At 69.2% G+C, this 14485-nt stretch carries 14 protein-coding genes; 5 read left to right on the plus strand and 9 right to left on the minus strand.

Translation table 11 applies throughout. From position 1 onward, the window contains the following. Positions 1-13: 13 nt before the first annotated feature. The 7 genes from ACFU8V_RS12620 to rpsA form a co-directional block, all read right to left on the minus strand. Positions 14-586 (minus strand): CoA-binding protein, encoded by a 573-nt coding sequence (locus ACFU8V_RS12620; protein WP_082758503.1) that lies wholly within the window; start codon positions 584-586, stop codon positions 14-16. Continuing rightward, positions 583-1887: an O-acetylhomoserine aminocarboxypropyltransferase/cysteine synthase family protein gene (locus ACFU8V_RS12625; protein ID WP_338566296.1), complete on the minus strand. Its 1305-nt coding sequence runs from the start codon at positions 1885-1887 to the stop codon at positions 583-585. The genes ACFU8V_RS12620 and ACFU8V_RS12625 overlap by 4 nt, the downstream gene beginning before the upstream one ends. After that, positions 1884-3890 carry an acetate--CoA ligase gene (gene acs / locus ACFU8V_RS12630; protein ID WP_338566297.1) on the minus strand — a complete coding sequence of 669 codons (2007 nt, stop codon included), beginning with the start codon at positions 3888-3890 and terminating at the stop codon, positions 1884-1886. The genes ACFU8V_RS12625 and acs overlap by 4 nt, the downstream gene beginning before the upstream one ends. Next, positions 3881-4738, minus strand: coding sequence for an ABC transporter permease (locus ACFU8V_RS12635; protein WP_062766830.1), 858 nt, complete (start codon positions 4736-4738; stop codon positions 3881-3883). Before ACFU8V_RS12635 ends, acs begins: the two co-directional genes overlap by 10 nt. Further along, positions 4735-5775: an aliphatic sulfonate ABC transporter substrate-binding protein gene (locus tag ACFU8V_RS12640; RefSeq protein ID WP_126892926.1), complete on the minus strand. Its 1041-nt coding sequence runs from the start codon at positions 5773-5775 to the stop codon at positions 4735-4737. The genes ACFU8V_RS12635 and ACFU8V_RS12640 overlap by 4 nt, the downstream gene beginning before the upstream one ends. Next, entirely contained in the window at positions 5772-6623 is an 852-nt protein-coding gene (locus tag ACFU8V_RS12645; RefSeq protein ID WP_102209591.1) for an ABC transporter ATP-binding protein, read from the minus strand. The genes ACFU8V_RS12640 and ACFU8V_RS12645 overlap by 4 nt, the downstream gene beginning before the upstream one ends. A gap of 144 nt (positions 6624-6767) precedes the next feature. Beyond that, positions 6768-8222, minus strand: a complete 1455-nt coding sequence (gene rpsA, locus ACFU8V_RS12650) for a 30S ribosomal protein S1 (protein WP_025105051.1) — start codon at positions 8220-8222, stop codon at positions 6768-6770. Positions 8223-8456: 234 nt separating this feature from the next. Between rpsA and ACFU8V_RS12655 the strand changes: the two genes are divergently transcribed. From ACFU8V_RS12655 to ACFU8V_RS12665, 3 genes are all read left to right on the plus strand, one after another. After that, positions 8457-8990, plus strand: coding sequence for a hypothetical protein (locus ACFU8V_RS12655; RefSeq protein WP_378871563.1), 534 nt, complete (start codon positions 8457-8459; stop codon positions 8988-8990). Between the two features lie 263 nt (positions 8991-9253). Then, a complete protein-coding gene (locus ACFU8V_RS12660) occupies positions 9254-9754 on the plus strand; it encodes a hypothetical protein (RefSeq protein WP_338566301.1) in 501 nt (166 codons plus the stop codon). A gap of 32 nt (positions 9755-9786) precedes the next feature. Next, entirely contained in the window at positions 9787-10737 is a 951-nt protein-coding gene (locus ACFU8V_RS12665; protein WP_315106152.1) for a 5'-3' exonuclease, read from the plus strand. A gap of 12 nt (positions 10738-10749) precedes the next feature. Here ACFU8V_RS12665 and ACFU8V_RS12670 read toward each other — a convergent pair whose 3' ends face one another. Beyond that, positions 10750-11736 (minus strand): PHP domain-containing protein, encoded by a 987-nt coding sequence (locus ACFU8V_RS12670; RefSeq protein WP_025105055.1) that lies wholly within the window; start codon positions 11734-11736, stop codon positions 10750-10752. Between the two features lie 2 nt (positions 11737-11738). After that, on the minus strand, positions 11739-12809 hold the full coding sequence (trpD, locus tag ACFU8V_RS12675; protein WP_062766848.1) for an anthranilate phosphoribosyltransferase: 1071 nt from the start codon (positions 12807-12809) through the stop codon (positions 11739-11741). Between the two features lie 288 nt (positions 12810-13097). Between trpD and ACFU8V_RS12680 the strand changes: the two genes are divergently transcribed. After that, a complete protein-coding gene (locus ACFU8V_RS12680) occupies positions 13098-13655 on the plus strand; it encodes a heme-copper oxidase subunit III (RefSeq protein WP_231729617.1) in 558 nt (185 codons plus the stop codon). A 20-nt stretch (positions 13656-13675) separates the two neighbouring features. Next, positions 13676-14476 carry a c-type cytochrome gene (locus ACFU8V_RS12685; protein ID WP_378871568.1) on the plus strand — a complete coding sequence of 267 codons (801 nt, stop codon included), beginning with the start codon at positions 13676-13678 and terminating at the stop codon, positions 14474-14476. The last annotated feature ends 9 nt before the right edge of the window (positions 14477-14485 follow it).

The following is a 14485-nucleotide window of genomic DNA, read 5'->3' on the forward strand; positions in this document are numbered from 1 at the left end:
GGCGCGGCTCCCCTCAGCGCGCGAGCAGCTGCCGTCGGGAGCTGATCACCCCGGTGTCGAAGCCGGCGAGATGCAGGCCGCCGTGGAAGCGGGCGTGCTCGATCTTGATGCAGCGGTCCATGACCACCGAGAGCCCCGCCGCCTCCGCGATCGCGGCGGCTTCCTCGTTCCAGGAGCCGAGCTGGAGCCACAGGGTCTTCGCGCCGCTGTCGATCGCCTCCTGCGCGACCCCCGGGAGGTCGTCGTGACGACGGAACACGTCCACGATGTCGGGCTGCACGGGCAGGGCACTCAACGACGGGTAGACCGGCTGGCCGAGGATCTCGGTCTCCCTCGGGTTCACGAGATAGACGTCGTAGGCCGTGCTGGACAGCAGGTAGGTCGCGACGAAGTACGAGGCCCGTGACGGATTCCCGGAGGCACCGACGATGGCGATCGATCGCGCCCGCCGCAGCAGTCCGAACCGCTGCGGCTGCGAGGGCCCGGTCCAGGTGCGGCCCGGCTCCACGGCAGCGGGAAGCGCGCAGCTGGCGGCATCCGTGGTCGGCGGGATGGCGCAGGCGTCGCCGGCGGAGGTCGTGCTCATCGGTGGGCTCCCGTCGCGAGGGTGAGGGCCTGGTCGAGGTCCCAGATGATGTCCTCTGCGTCCTCCAGGCCGACGGAGATGCGGATCAGGTCGGGACGCACGCCCGCGGCGACGAGCTGCTCCTCGGTGAGCTGGCGGTGCGTGGTGGAGGCCGGGTGGATCACCAGGGTGCGGGCGTCGCCGATGTTGGCGAGGTGGGACGCGAGCTGCAGGTTCTCGATGAACGCCTCCCCCGCGGCGCGGCCGTCCTCGGCGGCGACCCCGAACGCGAACACGGAGCCCGGTCCCAGCGGCAGGTATCGCGCGGCACGCTCGTGATGCGGATGACCGTCCAGCCCCGCCCAGGTGACGTAGGACACGCGGGGGTCGGCGGCCAGCCACTCGGCGACGACCCGGGCGTTGGCGATGTGGGCGTCGATGCGCTGCGGCAGCGTCTCCACGCCCTGCAGGAGCGCGAAGGCCGACTGCGGGCTCAGCGCCGGCCCGATGTCGCGCAGCTGCTCGGAGCGCAGCTTGGTCAGGAATCCGTACTCGCCGAAGTTCCCCCACCAGGAGATCCCGCCGTAGGAGGCCACCGGTTCGGTCATCTGCGGGAACTTGCCGTTCCCCCAGTCGAAGGTGCCCTTCTCGATGACCACGCCGCCGAGGGTCGTGCCGTGGCCGCCGAGGAACTTCGTGACCGAGTGGATGACGATGTCCGCCCCGTGTTCCAGCGGGCGCGCGAGGTACGGGGTGGCCAGCGTGGCGTCGACGACGAGCGGCACCCCCGCCTCATGCGCGACGGCGGCGAGTCCCGCGATGTCGGCGATCTCGCCCGACGGGTTCCCGATCATCTCGACGTAGACGACCTTGGTCTCCGGACGGATGGCCGCGGCGAAGTCGGCCGGGTCTGAGGAGCTGACGAACGTCGTCTCCACGCCGAACCGTCGCAGGGTGACGTCGAGCTGCGTCACCGTGCCGCCGTAGAGCTGCGCGGCGGCGACGACATGATCGCCCGCGCCCACGAGGGCGGCGAACGTGATGAACTCGGCGCTCATCCCCGAGGCGGTCGCCACGGCCCCGATACCGCCTTCCAGCGATGCCAGCCGCTCCTCCAGGGCGGCGACGGTGGGGTTGCCGATGCGCGAGTAGATGTTGCCGTACTTCTGCAGCGCGAAGAGGTTCCCGGCGTCGGCCGCACCGTCGAAGACGAACGACGTCGTCTGGTAGATCGGCACCGCCCGCGCTCCGGTGGCGGCGTCCGGTGTGCCGCCGGCGTGCAGAGCGCGGGTGCGGAACCCGAAACGGTGGTCCTCGGTCATGATGTCCTCGATTCTGCGGCGAGAGCGCCGGCGATGTCGTCGACGGCCCAGGGGTTCTGCAGTGACGTCGTGTCGCCGAGGGCCTGCGGAGTGCGTCCCGCTCGCCGATCCTGTTCGGCATCCCAGAGCTGCGCGAGCAGGCGGCGCATGATCTTCCCCGAGCGTGTCTTGGGCAGGTCCGGCACGACGACGACGTGCTTCGGCTTCGCGACCGGACCGATCGCGCGGGCGACCTCAGCACGCAGCGCGTGCACGTCGATCTCCGCCCGGCCGGACGGGGTGACGAACGCCACGACCGCCTGCCCGGTGACCGGATCCGCCACGCCGGCGGACCCGGCTTCGCCGACGGTCTCGTGCGCCACGAGCGCCGACTCGATCTCGATCGTCGAGAGGCGATGACCGGACACGTTCACGACGTCGTCGAGCCGGCCCAGGATCCAGATGAACCCGTCGGCGTCCCGGGTCGCCCCGTCTCCGGCCACGTAGTAGCCGCCGTGCGCGCCCACGCCGGCGTACGCGGACCAGTATGCGTCGCGGTAGCGCTCCGGGTTCCCCCAGACGGTCCGCGCCATCCCCGGCCACGGGCGCCGGACGACCAGCGTCCCGGATCGGCCCGGCGCCACCTCGTCCCCGTTCTCGTCGACCACCGCGACGTCGATGCCCGGAAGCGGGACCGACGCAGAGCCGGGCTTCAGCGGCGTGATGCCGGGCAGGGGGGCGATCATCGCGGCGCCGGTCTCCGACTGCCACCACGTGTCGATGACGGGGAGCTCCTCCCGCCCGAAGTTCCGGCGGAACCACACCCAGGCCTCCGGATTGATCGCCTCCCCCACCGTGCCGAGCAGTCGCAGGGTCGACAGGTCGTGGCCGCTCGGCAGCTCGTCGCCGAACCAGGTCATGAACGTCCGGATGAGCGTCGGGGCCGTGTAGTAGACCGTGACGCCGTAGCGCTCGATGATCTCCAGGTGCCGCTCGCGGCGCGGAGTGTCCGGCGTGCCCTCGTAGATGACCTGGGTGAGCCCGTTCGACAGCGGCCCGTAGATCTCGTAGGTGTGGGCCGTGACCCAGGCGAGGTCGGCCGTGCACCAATGGACGTCGTCGGGTTTGGCGTCGAAGTGCGCCCAGTGCGCCCAGCTCGCGTGGGTCAGGTAGCCACCGGAGGTGTGCACGAGGCCCTTGGGCTTCCCGGTCGTGCCGGAGGTGTAGATGATGAAGAGCGGGTGCTCGGCGTCGAAGGCCTCCGCCCGATGCGCGGTGGGAGCCGTGTCGACGACATCGTGCCACCACACGTCCCGGCCTTCGGTCCACGGGACGCTCTGTCCGGTGCGACGGAGCACGAGGACGTGTTCGAGGTCCGGCAGTCCCGCAGCGGCGGCATCGGCGGCGGACTTGACCTCGGTCGCCGTCCCCCGCCGGAACTGGCCGTCGCTGGTGACGAGCAGCTTCGCCCCGGTGTCCTCGAGCCGGAACCGCACGGCCTCCGCGGAGAACCCTCCGAACACGAGCGAGTGGACGGCTCCGATCCGCGCGCACGCGAGCGTGATGACCACGGTCTCCACGAGCACAGGGAGGTAGATCACCACGCGGTCCCCCGGTCGGATCCCGAGGTCTTCCAGCGCGTGCGCCGCCTGAGCCACACGACGCTGCAGGTCGGCGTAGGTCACCGAGATCCGGTCGCCGGGCTCCCCTTCGAAATGCAGCGCGACCTTGTCTCCGCGTCCGGCGTCGACATGACGGTCCACGCAGTTCACCGCGACGTTCAGCCGTCCGCCGAGGAACCACCGCGCCGCGGGGACGGCACCGTCGACGGGCGGCTCCCACTCGTGCACGGCCGTCCACGGCTCGGCCCAGTCCAGTCGGCGCGCCGCGTCCTCCCAGAAGGCCAGAGGATCAGCGGCCGCGCGCTCGTAGGCGTCCGCGGTCACGTTGGCGTCGAGGAACGCGGGCGACGGAGGATAGACCCGTTCCTCCTGCAGCCGAGCCTCGGTCGTCGTCACGTCCATCGCCGCAGCAGGTACTTCTCCAGCAGCGCGAGCACGCCGTTGGTGATCGTGCCGAGCAGCGCGAGCAGCACGATCGAGAGCAGGATGCGGTCGACGCGCCCCGTGCTCTGGGAGTCGGTCAAGAGGAAACCGAGCCCCATGGACGAGGCGATCAGCTCGGCGGCGACCAGGAACAGCCACGCCTGGGCGAGCGCGAGGCGCAGGCCCGCGACGACGGACGGCACGACGGCCGGGAGCTGCACGGTGCGGAACAGCGACCATCCGTGCAGGCTGAAGGAGCGTCCCGCCTCGACGAGCTGCGGGTCCACGTGCCGGAGCGCGGAGGCGACGGTCGTGTAGACCGGGAAGAACGCACCGATCGCGATGAGGGTCACCTTGGACTCCTCGCCGATCTGCATCCACAGGATCAGCAGCGGCACCCAGGCGAGCGACGGCACCGCGCGAACCGCGGCGAGGGTCGGGCTGAGCAGCACGTCACCCCAGCGTGAGAGCCCGACGATGCCGGCTGCGGCGAGGCCGACGACCGAGCCGATCGCGAACCCGAGCAGCACCCGCTGGACGGAGATGGCGATGTGGGTCCAGAGCTGTCCGGACTCGGCGAGTTCCACCCCGGCCTGGAAGACCGACGCCGGCGCCGGGAGGCGGTACGGCTCGATGAGACCGGCCGTCGTGACCACCTGCCAGGCGATGAGGATCGCGGCCGGGAGCAGGAGACCCGCGACGATCCGCACGACGGGCGGCAGACCACGCCGTGATCCTCCTGTCCCCCGCCGGGGAGCACCCTTCGCGAACTCGAGCGCGTCCCGCGATTCCGCCGGGACGACCACCCGATCCTCAAGACCGGTCACTCGTCTGCGCCCGCCTTCGTCGCGAAGGTGTCGTTGATGATGCTGGACAGCGCCTTGTCGACGGATTCCTGCCCACCCTGGACGTCGCCGGACTCGACGAGCACCGGAGCGATCTTCTCGAGCACCGCGAGCTGGTCGTCACCGGGGACGCCGTCCACGTCGAGGTTCGACCGCTCCTGGATGACCGTGGTCGCGACCTCGAGGTCGATACCGGCGACCTCTGCCAACAGGGCGGCGGTCTCCTCCGGGTTCTCCAGCGCCCACGCACGCGCCTCCTCGTAGGCGTCGACGACGGCCTGAGCGAGGTCGGGGTGGTTGTCGATGAAGTCCTCGGTCGCGTTGAGGAAGCCGTACGTGTTGAAGTCGACGTTGCGATAGATGAGCTTGTCGCCCGACTCCTGCTCCGCGGCGGCCATGATGGGGTCGAGACCCGCCCATGCGTCGACGGAACCGCCGTCGAGCGCCGCGCGCCCGTCGGCGTGCTGGAGGTTCTGCACCTCGACGTCGGCCAGCGACAGCCCGCCCTCCTCCAGGGCCTGGAGAAGGAAGAAGTAGGGGTCCGTGCCCTTGGTGGCCGCGACGGAGGCGCCCTTGAGATCCTCCACCGAGGTGATGTCGCTGTCGGGCCCGACGACGATGGCCGACCACTCGGGCTGGGAGAAGATGTCGATCACCTGGATGGGCGAACCGTTCGCGCGGGCGAGCAGCGCGGCCGAGCCCGCCGTCGATCCCACGTCGACCGAACCCGAGCGGAGGAGCTCGTTGGCCTTGTTCGAGCCGGCGGACTGCACCCATTCGACGGTGACGTCGTCGCCGAGGATGTCCTCCAGGATGCCCTGGTCGCGGATCACGAGGCTGAGCGGATTGTAGGTCGCGAAGTCGATGGACAGCGTGTCCGCCGACCACTCGCCGTTCCCGGCCGGGGTGGACTCGGCCTCGGCGGACGCGTTCTCCCCGGCGACGCAGCCGGTGGCGACGAGCATCATCGTCCCGGCGACGGCGATCGCAGGGATGATGCGGCGGGTGATGGTGCTCATCGGGTCTCCTCGGGGGTGTGGTGGTGCGTGTCGACGCCGAGCCCTTCGAGGAGCTCGGCGCGCAGGTCGGCGAGGCCGCGGTCGGCGCGGTCTCGGGGGCGGATGCCGGGGACGCGGATCGTCCGCGCGACGGACGACGCGGTGTCGTCCGCGTCGCCGACGGTGCGCAGCAGCAGCACGCGGTCGGCGAGATAGAGCGCCTCCTCCACGTCGTGGGTCACGAGCAGCACCGTGGTGGGCTCGGCCGCGTGGATCTTCAGGAGCAGGTCGTGCATGCGGAGGCGCGTGAGGGCGTCGAGCGCGCCGAACGGCTCGTCGAGCAGCAGGACTCCGGGGTTCCTGGCGAGAGCCCGGGCGAGGGAGGCCCGTTGCGCCATGCCTCCGGATACTTCACGGGGGCGCTGGTCGGCGGCGTGCTCGAGTCCCACGAGCTGCAGGAGTTCGCGGACCCGGGCGCGTCCGGCGCGGCGGGAGACGCCCCGGGGGAGACCGAGCTCGACGTTCTGCGCGAGCGTACGCCACGGGAGCAGCCGCGGCTCCTGGAACGCGATCGCCGTGCGCTCGTCGACGTCGGCGACACCGGAGCCGTCCAGACGGATCGTTCCACGCGTAGGGGTGTCCAGTCCGCCGATGAGGCGCAGCAGCGTCGACTTCCCACACCCGGACGGACCGACGACGGCGACGATCTCCCCGGCGGCGATATCCAGGTCGATGCCGCGGAGCACCTCGCGTCGCCCCTGAGCGAGCGGGAACGACCGCGCGATGCCGTCCAGGCGCACGGGTTGTGCGGAGCCCGACGTCGTCGGGGCCTCAGCGGTGCGCGACGCAGCGGGCAGGAGGGCGGTCATGTCCCCATGCTGTCGGAGGCTCCGGAATGTTACGAATGCGGTCGTAACGTTGCGTCACGCAGCTGCTCCGCCGGATTCCGGGCATGCCAAAAGGGCCGCCACACCCGCCGTGAGGCGGGGTGACGACCCTTTTCGGAGTGGTGCTTAGGAGTTGCCGCCCGAGAGCTTCTCGCGCAGAGCCGCGAGAGCCTCGTCGTCGGCGAGCGTGCCGGCGCCGGCCGACTCGCTCGAGAAGGACTGGCCGCCGAAGTCGTCGCCGGCCGCAGCCTCGGCCTCGGCCGCCTTCGCGACCTGAGCCTTGTGAGCCTCCCAGCGAGCCTGGGCCGCAGCGTACTCCTGCTCCCATGCCTCGCGCTGGGCGTCGAAGCCTTCCTTCCACTGACCGGTCTCGGCGTCGAAGCCCTCCGGGTACTTGTACTCGCCGTTCTCGTCGTACTCGGCGAGCATGCCGTACAGAGCCGGGTCGAACTCTGTGCCGTTGGGGTCGACCGACTCGTTGGCCTGCTTCAGCGACAGCGAGATGCGACGACGCTCGAGGTCGATGTCGATGACCTTGACGAAGACCTCTTCGCCGACCGACACGACCTGCTCGGCCAGCTCGACGTGCTTGCTGGAGAGCTCGGAGATGTGCACGAGGCCCTCGATACCGTCGGCGACGCGGACGAACGCACCGAACGGAACGAGCTTGGTGACCTTACCCGGCGTGACCTGACCGATCGCGTGGGTGCGGGCGAAGACCTGCCACGGGTCCTCCTGCGTCGCCTTCAGCGACAGGGAGACGCGCTCGCGGTCGAGGTCGACCTCGAGGATCTCGACGGTGACCTCCTGGCCAACCTCGACGACCTCGGAGGCGTGCTCGATGTGCTTCCAGGACAGCTCGGAGACGTGCACGAGGCCGTCCACGCCACCCAGGTCCACGAACGCACCGAAGTTGACGATCGAGGAGACGACACCCTTGCGGACCTGACCCTTGTGCAGGTTGTTCAGGAACGTGGTGCGCGACTCCGACTGCGTCTGCTCGAGCAGCGCGCGGCGGCTGAGGACGACGTTGTTGCGGTTCTTGTCGAGCTCGAGGATCTTCGCCTCGATCTCCTGGCCGAGGTACGGCGTGAGGTCGCGGACGCGACGGAGCTCGATGAGCGAGGCCGGGAGGAAGCCACGGAGGCCGATGTCGACGATGAGTCCACCCTTGACGACCTCGATGACCGTACCGGTGACGACGCCGTCGTTCTCCTTGATCTTCTCGACGTCTCCCCAGGCGCGCTCGTACTGTGCACGCTTCTTGGAGAGGATCAGGCGGCCTTCCTTGTCCTCCTTCTGGAGAACCAGGGCCTCGACCTCGTCGCCGACCTTGACGACCTCGTTGGGGTCGACGTCGTGCTTGATCGAGAGCTCGCGCGAGGGGATGACACCCTCGGTCTTGTAGCCGACATCGAGCAGGACCTCATCGCGGTCGATCTTGACGATCGTGCCCTCGATGATGTCGCCGTCGTTGAAGAACTTCAGGGTCTTCTCGACCGCGGCCAGGAAGTCCTCAGCAGATCCGATGTCGTTGATGGCGACCTGCTTGGTGGCCGGGGCGGTCGTTGCGGTAGTCATGTAGTGGGTTGTCCTTGTGAATGGATACTCGGGCTGCGGAGCATGGCCGCGCACGGCCGGGATGTGCTTCGCAGCAGGTGGATTGTGGTGTGTTCGTCACCTGGGCATGCATGTACACGCCACGAGTGACAGTTCAGGCTATCAGAAGTTGCCGTCCGCGAAAGAGCGGATTCGTGCGAGCTTCTCTGTGGATAACGTCGGCGCCGCTCCGTCCATTCCGCGTACGGTGGCCCGGTGATGTCGCCCACCGCTCTCCGCATGCTCGCCGTGCTGGCCCTCGGCGTCGCGGCCCTGTCCGCCTGCGCCCCCACTCCGGAGCCCACGCCGACCCCCTCCCCCGCCTTCGCCTCCGAGGAAGAGGCTTTCGCCGCCGCCGAGGCCACCTTTGCCGAGTACACCAAAGCGACCAACAGCACAGACCTGCAAGACCCAGCCACGTTTGAACTGGTCTACGCCTGGCTGGCCGACGACGCAGCTACTTCTGCGCGCGAGAACTACAGCCGGCTCCACGCCGCAGCCATAGTTCGCTCAGGCGATTCCGGCTTCGACCGGATGGAGATCCAGAGTTACGCCGACTCGGAAGTGACAGCCAACTTGTGCTTGGACGTCTCGGAGGTATCGCTGAAGAATCCAGACGGCACATCGGCAGTGCCAGACGATCGACCACCCCGCCAACCAGTCAATGTTGAGTTCGTCGCTGCCACCACGAGCACGGGCCTTGTGATCTCGTCGATCACCTCATCGGAGACGCTGCAATGCGAGCCCTAGGTGGCGTCACGCTCACTTCTCTGGTCCTGTTAGCCGTGACGACGTTTGCCGACCTCCCAGACAACGGCCAACCCCAAGCCGGTTTCGATAGCGGATGGACGGCATCGCGCAATGGCTCGCTAGTTGTCCGCGCGCAGCAAGAACGAACTGTGACGAGCGATCAGTCAGCTGCCCAACGAAATCAATCGTCCCCAGAACCAAAACGCGAACCGTGCAAGACGGACACAGCGCTGAGCCGGTCGTGCGGCATGTACGGAGTGCGGGTGACGGAGGAGTCCGAGCACCCGCTCACGATCGAGGACCTCGCACGGTTCGCGCCGGACCCCGTGACGACGACAGCGGAGCCCGGGAACGCCGGCGTCGTGGGGATGGCGACGAACTTCGTGGCGACCGTCGCGGCGCACACGGTGAGCGGCACACTCCTCGACCGGCCGGTGACGGTGCGCTTCACACCCGTGCGGGTCGTCTTCAACCACGGCGATGGAACGTCGGCCACCGCGCCGGACGGCGGCCGCACGTGGGCGACGCTCGGCCAAGCGCCCTTCACCGCGACCCCCACGAGCCACGTCTACCCCCGACGCGGCACCTACACGACGAGGACGGCGGTCGCCTATACGGCGGAGGTCGACGTCGGCGGGGGCTGGTTCCCGGTGTCCGGCGAGCTTTCGGTCGATGGCGCATCCAGGCAGATCCGCATCTACGAGGCGACCACCGCGCTCGTGGCACGGACGTGTGAAGAGCGACCCGCGGCGGCGGGCTGCTGAGCACCCCTAGGGGCACGCTCTACCCTGAATCCATGACCCGCGCCGAACGCCTCATGCTGCTCGACACCGCCAGCCTCTACTTCCGCGCGTTCTACGGCGTCCCCGACAAGGTGACAGCCCCCGACGGCTCCCCCATCAATGCGGCGCGCGGCCTACTGGACATGATCGCGAAGCTCGTGACCACCTATCAGCCGACCCACGTCGTGGCGTGCTGGGACGACGACTGGCGCCCGCAGTGGCGAGTGGACCTCATCCCCAGCTACAAGACGCACCGCGTGGTGGAGGTCGTGGCGGGTGCGCCCGACGTCGAGGAAGTGCCCGACCCGCTGGAGGCGCAGATCCCGCTGATCCGCGAGACGCTCGCGGTCGTCGGCATCCCGATCGTCGGTGTCGCCGAACATGAGGCGGACGACGTCATCGGCACCCTCGCGACGAACGCGACGATGCCCGTCGACATCGTCACCGGAGACCGCGACCTGTTCCAGCTCGTCGACGACGAGCGCGACGTGCGTGTGATCTACACGGCGCGCGGCATGAGCAACCTCGAGGTCGTGACGGACGCCACTGTGGTCACCAAGTACGGGGTGCTCCCCTCGCAGTACGCGGACTTCGCGACGATGCGCGGCGATGCGTCGGACGGACTCCCGGGCGTCGCCGGGATCGGCGAGAAGACCGCCGCCACCCTGCTGCAGAAGCACGGCGACCTCGTCGGCATCCGGGAAGCCGCGGAAGCGGGCGAGGGCATGAGCGCCGGCATCCGCGCGAAGATCCTCGACGCGCAGGCGTATCTCGATGTCGCCCCCACGGTCGTCGCCGTCGCCACGGAGCTCCCGATCACCGCTCCCGATGTCGCGCTGCGAGCCCTCACGCCGGACGAAGCGGCGGAAGCCACGGCCCTCGCCGAGCGCTGGAACCTCGGAAGCTCGATGACAAGGGCCGTCACCGCGGTCACCGCGGCCGCGAGCCAGATCACCGAGGGCTGACGCGGCCGGACGTCACTCCGCCCAGGCGAGGAGGCGCGACAGACCCCACGTCGTGACGATGCGCGACGCCGGCACCCCGGCGCGCTCCGCACGTTCGGCGCCGTGGTCCAGCAGCGAGAGCTGTCCGGGAGCGTGCGCGTCGGAGTCGATCGAGAAGAGGCATCCGGCCTCGAGCGCGATCGCGATGAGCTCGTCCGGCGGGTCCTGACGCTCGGGGCGCGAGTTGATCTCGACCGCCACCCCGTTCTCCGCGCACGCCGCGAACACCGCGGCGGCATCGAAGGCCGAGGGCGGGCGCGTGCCCCGGTCGCCCTGGACGAGCCGGCCGGTGCAGTGTCCGAGGACGTTCACCCGAGGATGCGAGACGGCCGCGATCATCCGCGCGGTCATCGCCCGTCCGTCCATGCGGAGCTTGGAATGCACCGAGGCGACGACGATGTCCAGGTCCGCGAGGAGGGCGTCCTCCTGATCGAGCGCTCCGTCTTCCAGGATGTCCACTTCGATGCCGGCGAGCAGTGTGAAGCCGTCCCCCGACTGCGCCCGCACCTGCGGGATCTGCTCGCGGAGTCGCTCCGCCGAGAGTCCTCGCGCGACACGGAGGCGCGGCGAGTGGTCGGTGATGGCCTGGTACTCGTGACCCTGCGCGCGGGCGGCAGCAGCCATCACCTCGATGGAGGTCGTCCCGTCCGACCACTCGGTGTGGGCGTGCAGGTCTCCGCGCAGCTTCCCGCGAAGCACCGACACCTTCTCCGGTTCGACGTCACCGCGGAGCTCCACGAGGTACTCCGGCACCTCTCCTGCCTGCGCCTGGCGGATGACGGCGAAGGTCGACTCCCCGATGCCCTTGGCCGCTCGCAGACGCGTCGGGTCGCCCTGCACGTCGGACGGAAGATCCTGGAACGTGGCAGCCGCCTGGCGGAACGCCTTGGCCCGGTAGCGCGACGCCCGCTCGCGCTCCAGCAGCGAAGCGATCTCGAGCAGCGCGTCGACCGGGTCCATGCTCACTCCTTCGGCGCGGCCAGCTCGCGACTGACGCCGATCCACTGATCCAGCTTGGCCAGCGCGCGCCCGTCGTCCACTGCGGCGGACGCACGGGCGAGCGCATCGCGGAGCCGCTCGAGGATCGGCCGCTGCACCTGGGTCGCGTCCTGCGACAGCTCGAAGGCGACGATGCCGGCGGCGGCGTTGAGGAGCACGATGTCCCGTACCGGCCCCTGCTCCCCCGCGAGCGTCCGGCGGAGGATCTCGGCGTTGTGGGCGGGAGAGCCGCCGATGAGGTCGGAGAGGTCGGCGAGCGGGATGCCGAGATCACGGGGATCGAGGTCGTGCTCGTGGATGTCTCCACGGGTGACCTCCCAGATGCGGCTGTGCCCGGTGGTCGTGAGCTCGTCGAGGCCGTCGTCGCCGCGGAAGACCAGCGCCGTCGCTCCCCGCGTCCGGAAGACGCCGGTGATCAGCGGGACGCGCTCCATCTGGGCGACACCGACCGCGTTCGCCTCGGCGCGCGCGGGGTTGCAGAGCGGGCCGAGCATGTTGAACACGGTGGGCACTCCGAGCTGCGAGCGGACGGCACCGGCGTGCTTGAACCCGGGATGGAACGCCCCCGCCCAGGCGAAGGTGATGCCCGTCCGGTCGAGGATCGAGGCGACCGCCGCGGGGTCGAGGGAGAGCTCGAGGCCGAGTGCACCGAGGACGTCGGAGGAGCCCGAGGCCGAGCTCGCGGCGCGATTGCCGTGCTTGACCACGGGGATGCCCGTGGCACCGATGATGACGGCAGCCGTCGTCGACACGTTCACGGTCCCGACGCGGTCGCCGCCCGTGCCCACGATGTCCAGCACGTTCGGGGAGACCGGCAGAGGCACGGCCGCCTCGAGGATCGCGTCGCGGAAGCCGACGATCTCATCGATCGTCTCCCCCTTCGCCCGCAGAGCGACGAGGAATCCGGCGAGCTGCGCCTCGGAGACGTCGCCGTTCATGATCTGGCGCATGGCCCACGTCGACTCCCACACGCTGAGGTCGCGACGCTCCAGGAGAGAGGTGAGCACATCGGACCAGGTCAGGGAATCAGCCATGTGTGCGATCCTATCGGCGCGGAGAAAACGTGCAGATCGATCCGGGCGAGCGCGCAGCCCGCGGAAGAGCGACGTTTCCCGCGTATTCACCGGGTATTCGCAGTGTTTTCTTAGGGTCCCCTAAGTCCTCGACGGGCGAATCGAGGGGCGCGGGTGCAAGAATCACGCCCGCGGATCGGCCATAATGGAGGGGTGACGACCTCAGCGACGTATGCCCCGGCGGCGAGAACCATCAAGCGGCCCAACCCGGTAGCTGTCGGCACCATTGTGTGGCTCGGCAGCGAGGTGATGTTCTTCGCGGGACTCTTCGCGATCTACTTCACCCTCCGCAGCACTTCCCCCGAGCTGTGGGCCGACCGTACCGAGCTCCTGAACGTGCCGTTCGCGGCAGTGAACACGGCGATCCTCGTGCTCTCCTCGTTCACCTGCCAGATGGGCGTGTTCGCGGCCGAAGACCTGCAGCCGTACAAGATCGGCAAGGGCCAGAAGAACGGCGCTGGCCGCCGTCGCCTGTTCGGCTGGGGCATGGTCGAGTGGTTCTTCCTCACCTTCGCCCTCGGCGCGATCTTCGTGTCCGGCCAGGTGTGGGAGTACGCCCAGCTCGTCGCAGAGGGCATGCCCATCCAGGCGGACTCGTACGCCTCGGCGTTCTACCTCACCACCGGCTTCCACGCCCTCCACGTCACCGGCGGACTCGTCGCGTTCCTCCTGGTGATCGGCCGCGCGTACGCCGTCAAGAACTTCCGGCACAAGGAGGCGACCTCCTCGATCGTGGTGTCCTACTACTGGCACTTCGTCGACGTCGTCTGGATCGTGCTGTTCTTCGTTATCTACTTCCTGAAATAAGAGCGGAGCTGATCCCCGAGATGGCACGAGAGAAGAAGCGCCGTTCGAGCAGTCGTCGCAGCCCACTGGCGGCGGCCGCGCTCATCGGAGCAGGCCTCATGATCACAGGCGCGGTGTACGCGGGTGCGACTGCGGCATTCGCCGCCAACGACGCCCCCACGGCATCGACGCAGCTGACGGTCGAGGACGGCGAGAAGCTGTTCACGGCGAACTGCGCCACCTGCCACGGCCTCGACCTGGAGGGCACCCCCAACGGCCCGAGCCTCTACGGCGTCGGCGAGCTGGCGGTGGAGTTCCAGGTGTCGACCGGCCGCATGCCGCTGCAGATGCAGGGACCGCAGGCTCCGCAGAAGGAGCCGCAGTTCACCGAGGAGCAGATCCTCGCGATGGCGGCCTACGTGCAGTCCGAGGCCCCCGGCCCGACGTACCCCGCTGACGAGATCATCGACGGCGAAGGCGACGTGGCGCACGGCGCCGAGCTCTTCCGCGTCAACTGCGCGATGTGCCACAACGTGGCCGCCGCCGGTGGCGCTCTCACCGAGGGCAAGTACGCTCCGGCCATCACGGAGACCAGCGCGCTGCACATCTACGCGGCCATGGTCACCGGCCCGCAGAACATGCCGGTCTTCGGCGACATGAACCTGTCCGACGAGGACAAGCGCGACATCATCTCGGCTCTGCTCTTCCAGCAGCAGTCCGTCCAGATCGGCGGCTTCTCCCTCGGCTCGCTCGGACCGGTCTCCGAAGGCCTGTTCGTGTGGATCTTCGGTATCGGCGCTCTGGTCGCCATCACCGTGTGGATCACGGCGAAGTCCAACTGACGCTTATTC

It is taken from the genome of Microbacterium sp. NPDC057658 (assembly GCF_042799975.1).
Lineage (GTDB): Bacteria > Actinomycetota > Actinomycetes > Actinomycetales > Microbacteriaceae > Microbacterium.

Excerpts from the sequence above, each read along its gene's own strand:
- ACFU8V_RS12620 (WP_082758503.1), bottom strand. The coding sequence starts at position 586 with ATGAGCACGACCTCCGCCGGCGACGCCTGCGCCATCCCGCCGACCACG.
- ACFU8V_RS12625 (WP_338566296.1), bottom strand. The coding sequence starts at position 1,887 with ATGACCGAGGACCACCGTTTCGGGTTCCGCACCCGCGCTCTGCACGCC.
- acs (WP_338566297.1), bottom strand. The coding sequence starts at position 3,890 with ATGGACGTGACGACGACCGAGGCTCGGCTGCAGGAGGAACGGGTCTAT.
- ACFU8V_RS12640 (WP_126892926.1), bottom strand. The coding sequence starts at position 5,775 with ATGAGCACCATCACCCGCCGCATCATCCCTGCGATCGCCGTCGCCGGG.
- ACFU8V_RS12645 (WP_102209591.1), bottom strand. The coding sequence starts at position 6,623 with ATGACCGCCCTCCTGCCCGCTGCGTCGCGCACCGCTGAGGCCCCGACG.
- rpsA (WP_025105051.1), bottom strand. The coding sequence starts at position 8,222 with ATGACTACCGCAACGACCGCCCCGGCCACCAAGCAGGTCGCCATCAAC.
- ACFU8V_RS12665 (WP_315106152.1), top strand. The coding sequence starts at position 9,787 with ATGACCCGCGCCGAACGCCTCATGCTGCTCGACACCGCCAGCCTCTAC.
- ACFU8V_RS12670 (WP_025105055.1), bottom strand. The coding sequence starts at position 11,736 with ATGGACCCGGTCGACGCGCTGCTCGAGATCGCTTCGCTGCTGGAGCGC.
- trpD (WP_062766848.1), bottom strand. The coding sequence starts at position 12,809 with ATGGCTGATTCCCTGACCTGGTCCGATGTGCTCACCTCTCTCCTGGAG.
- ACFU8V_RS12680 (WP_231729617.1), top strand. The coding sequence starts at position 13,098 with ATGTTCTTCGCGGGACTCTTCGCGATCTACTTCACCCTCCGCAGCACT.
- ACFU8V_RS12685 (WP_378871568.1), top strand. The coding sequence starts at position 13,676 with ATGGCACGAGAGAAGAAGCGCCGTTCGAGCAGTCGTCGCAGCCCACTG.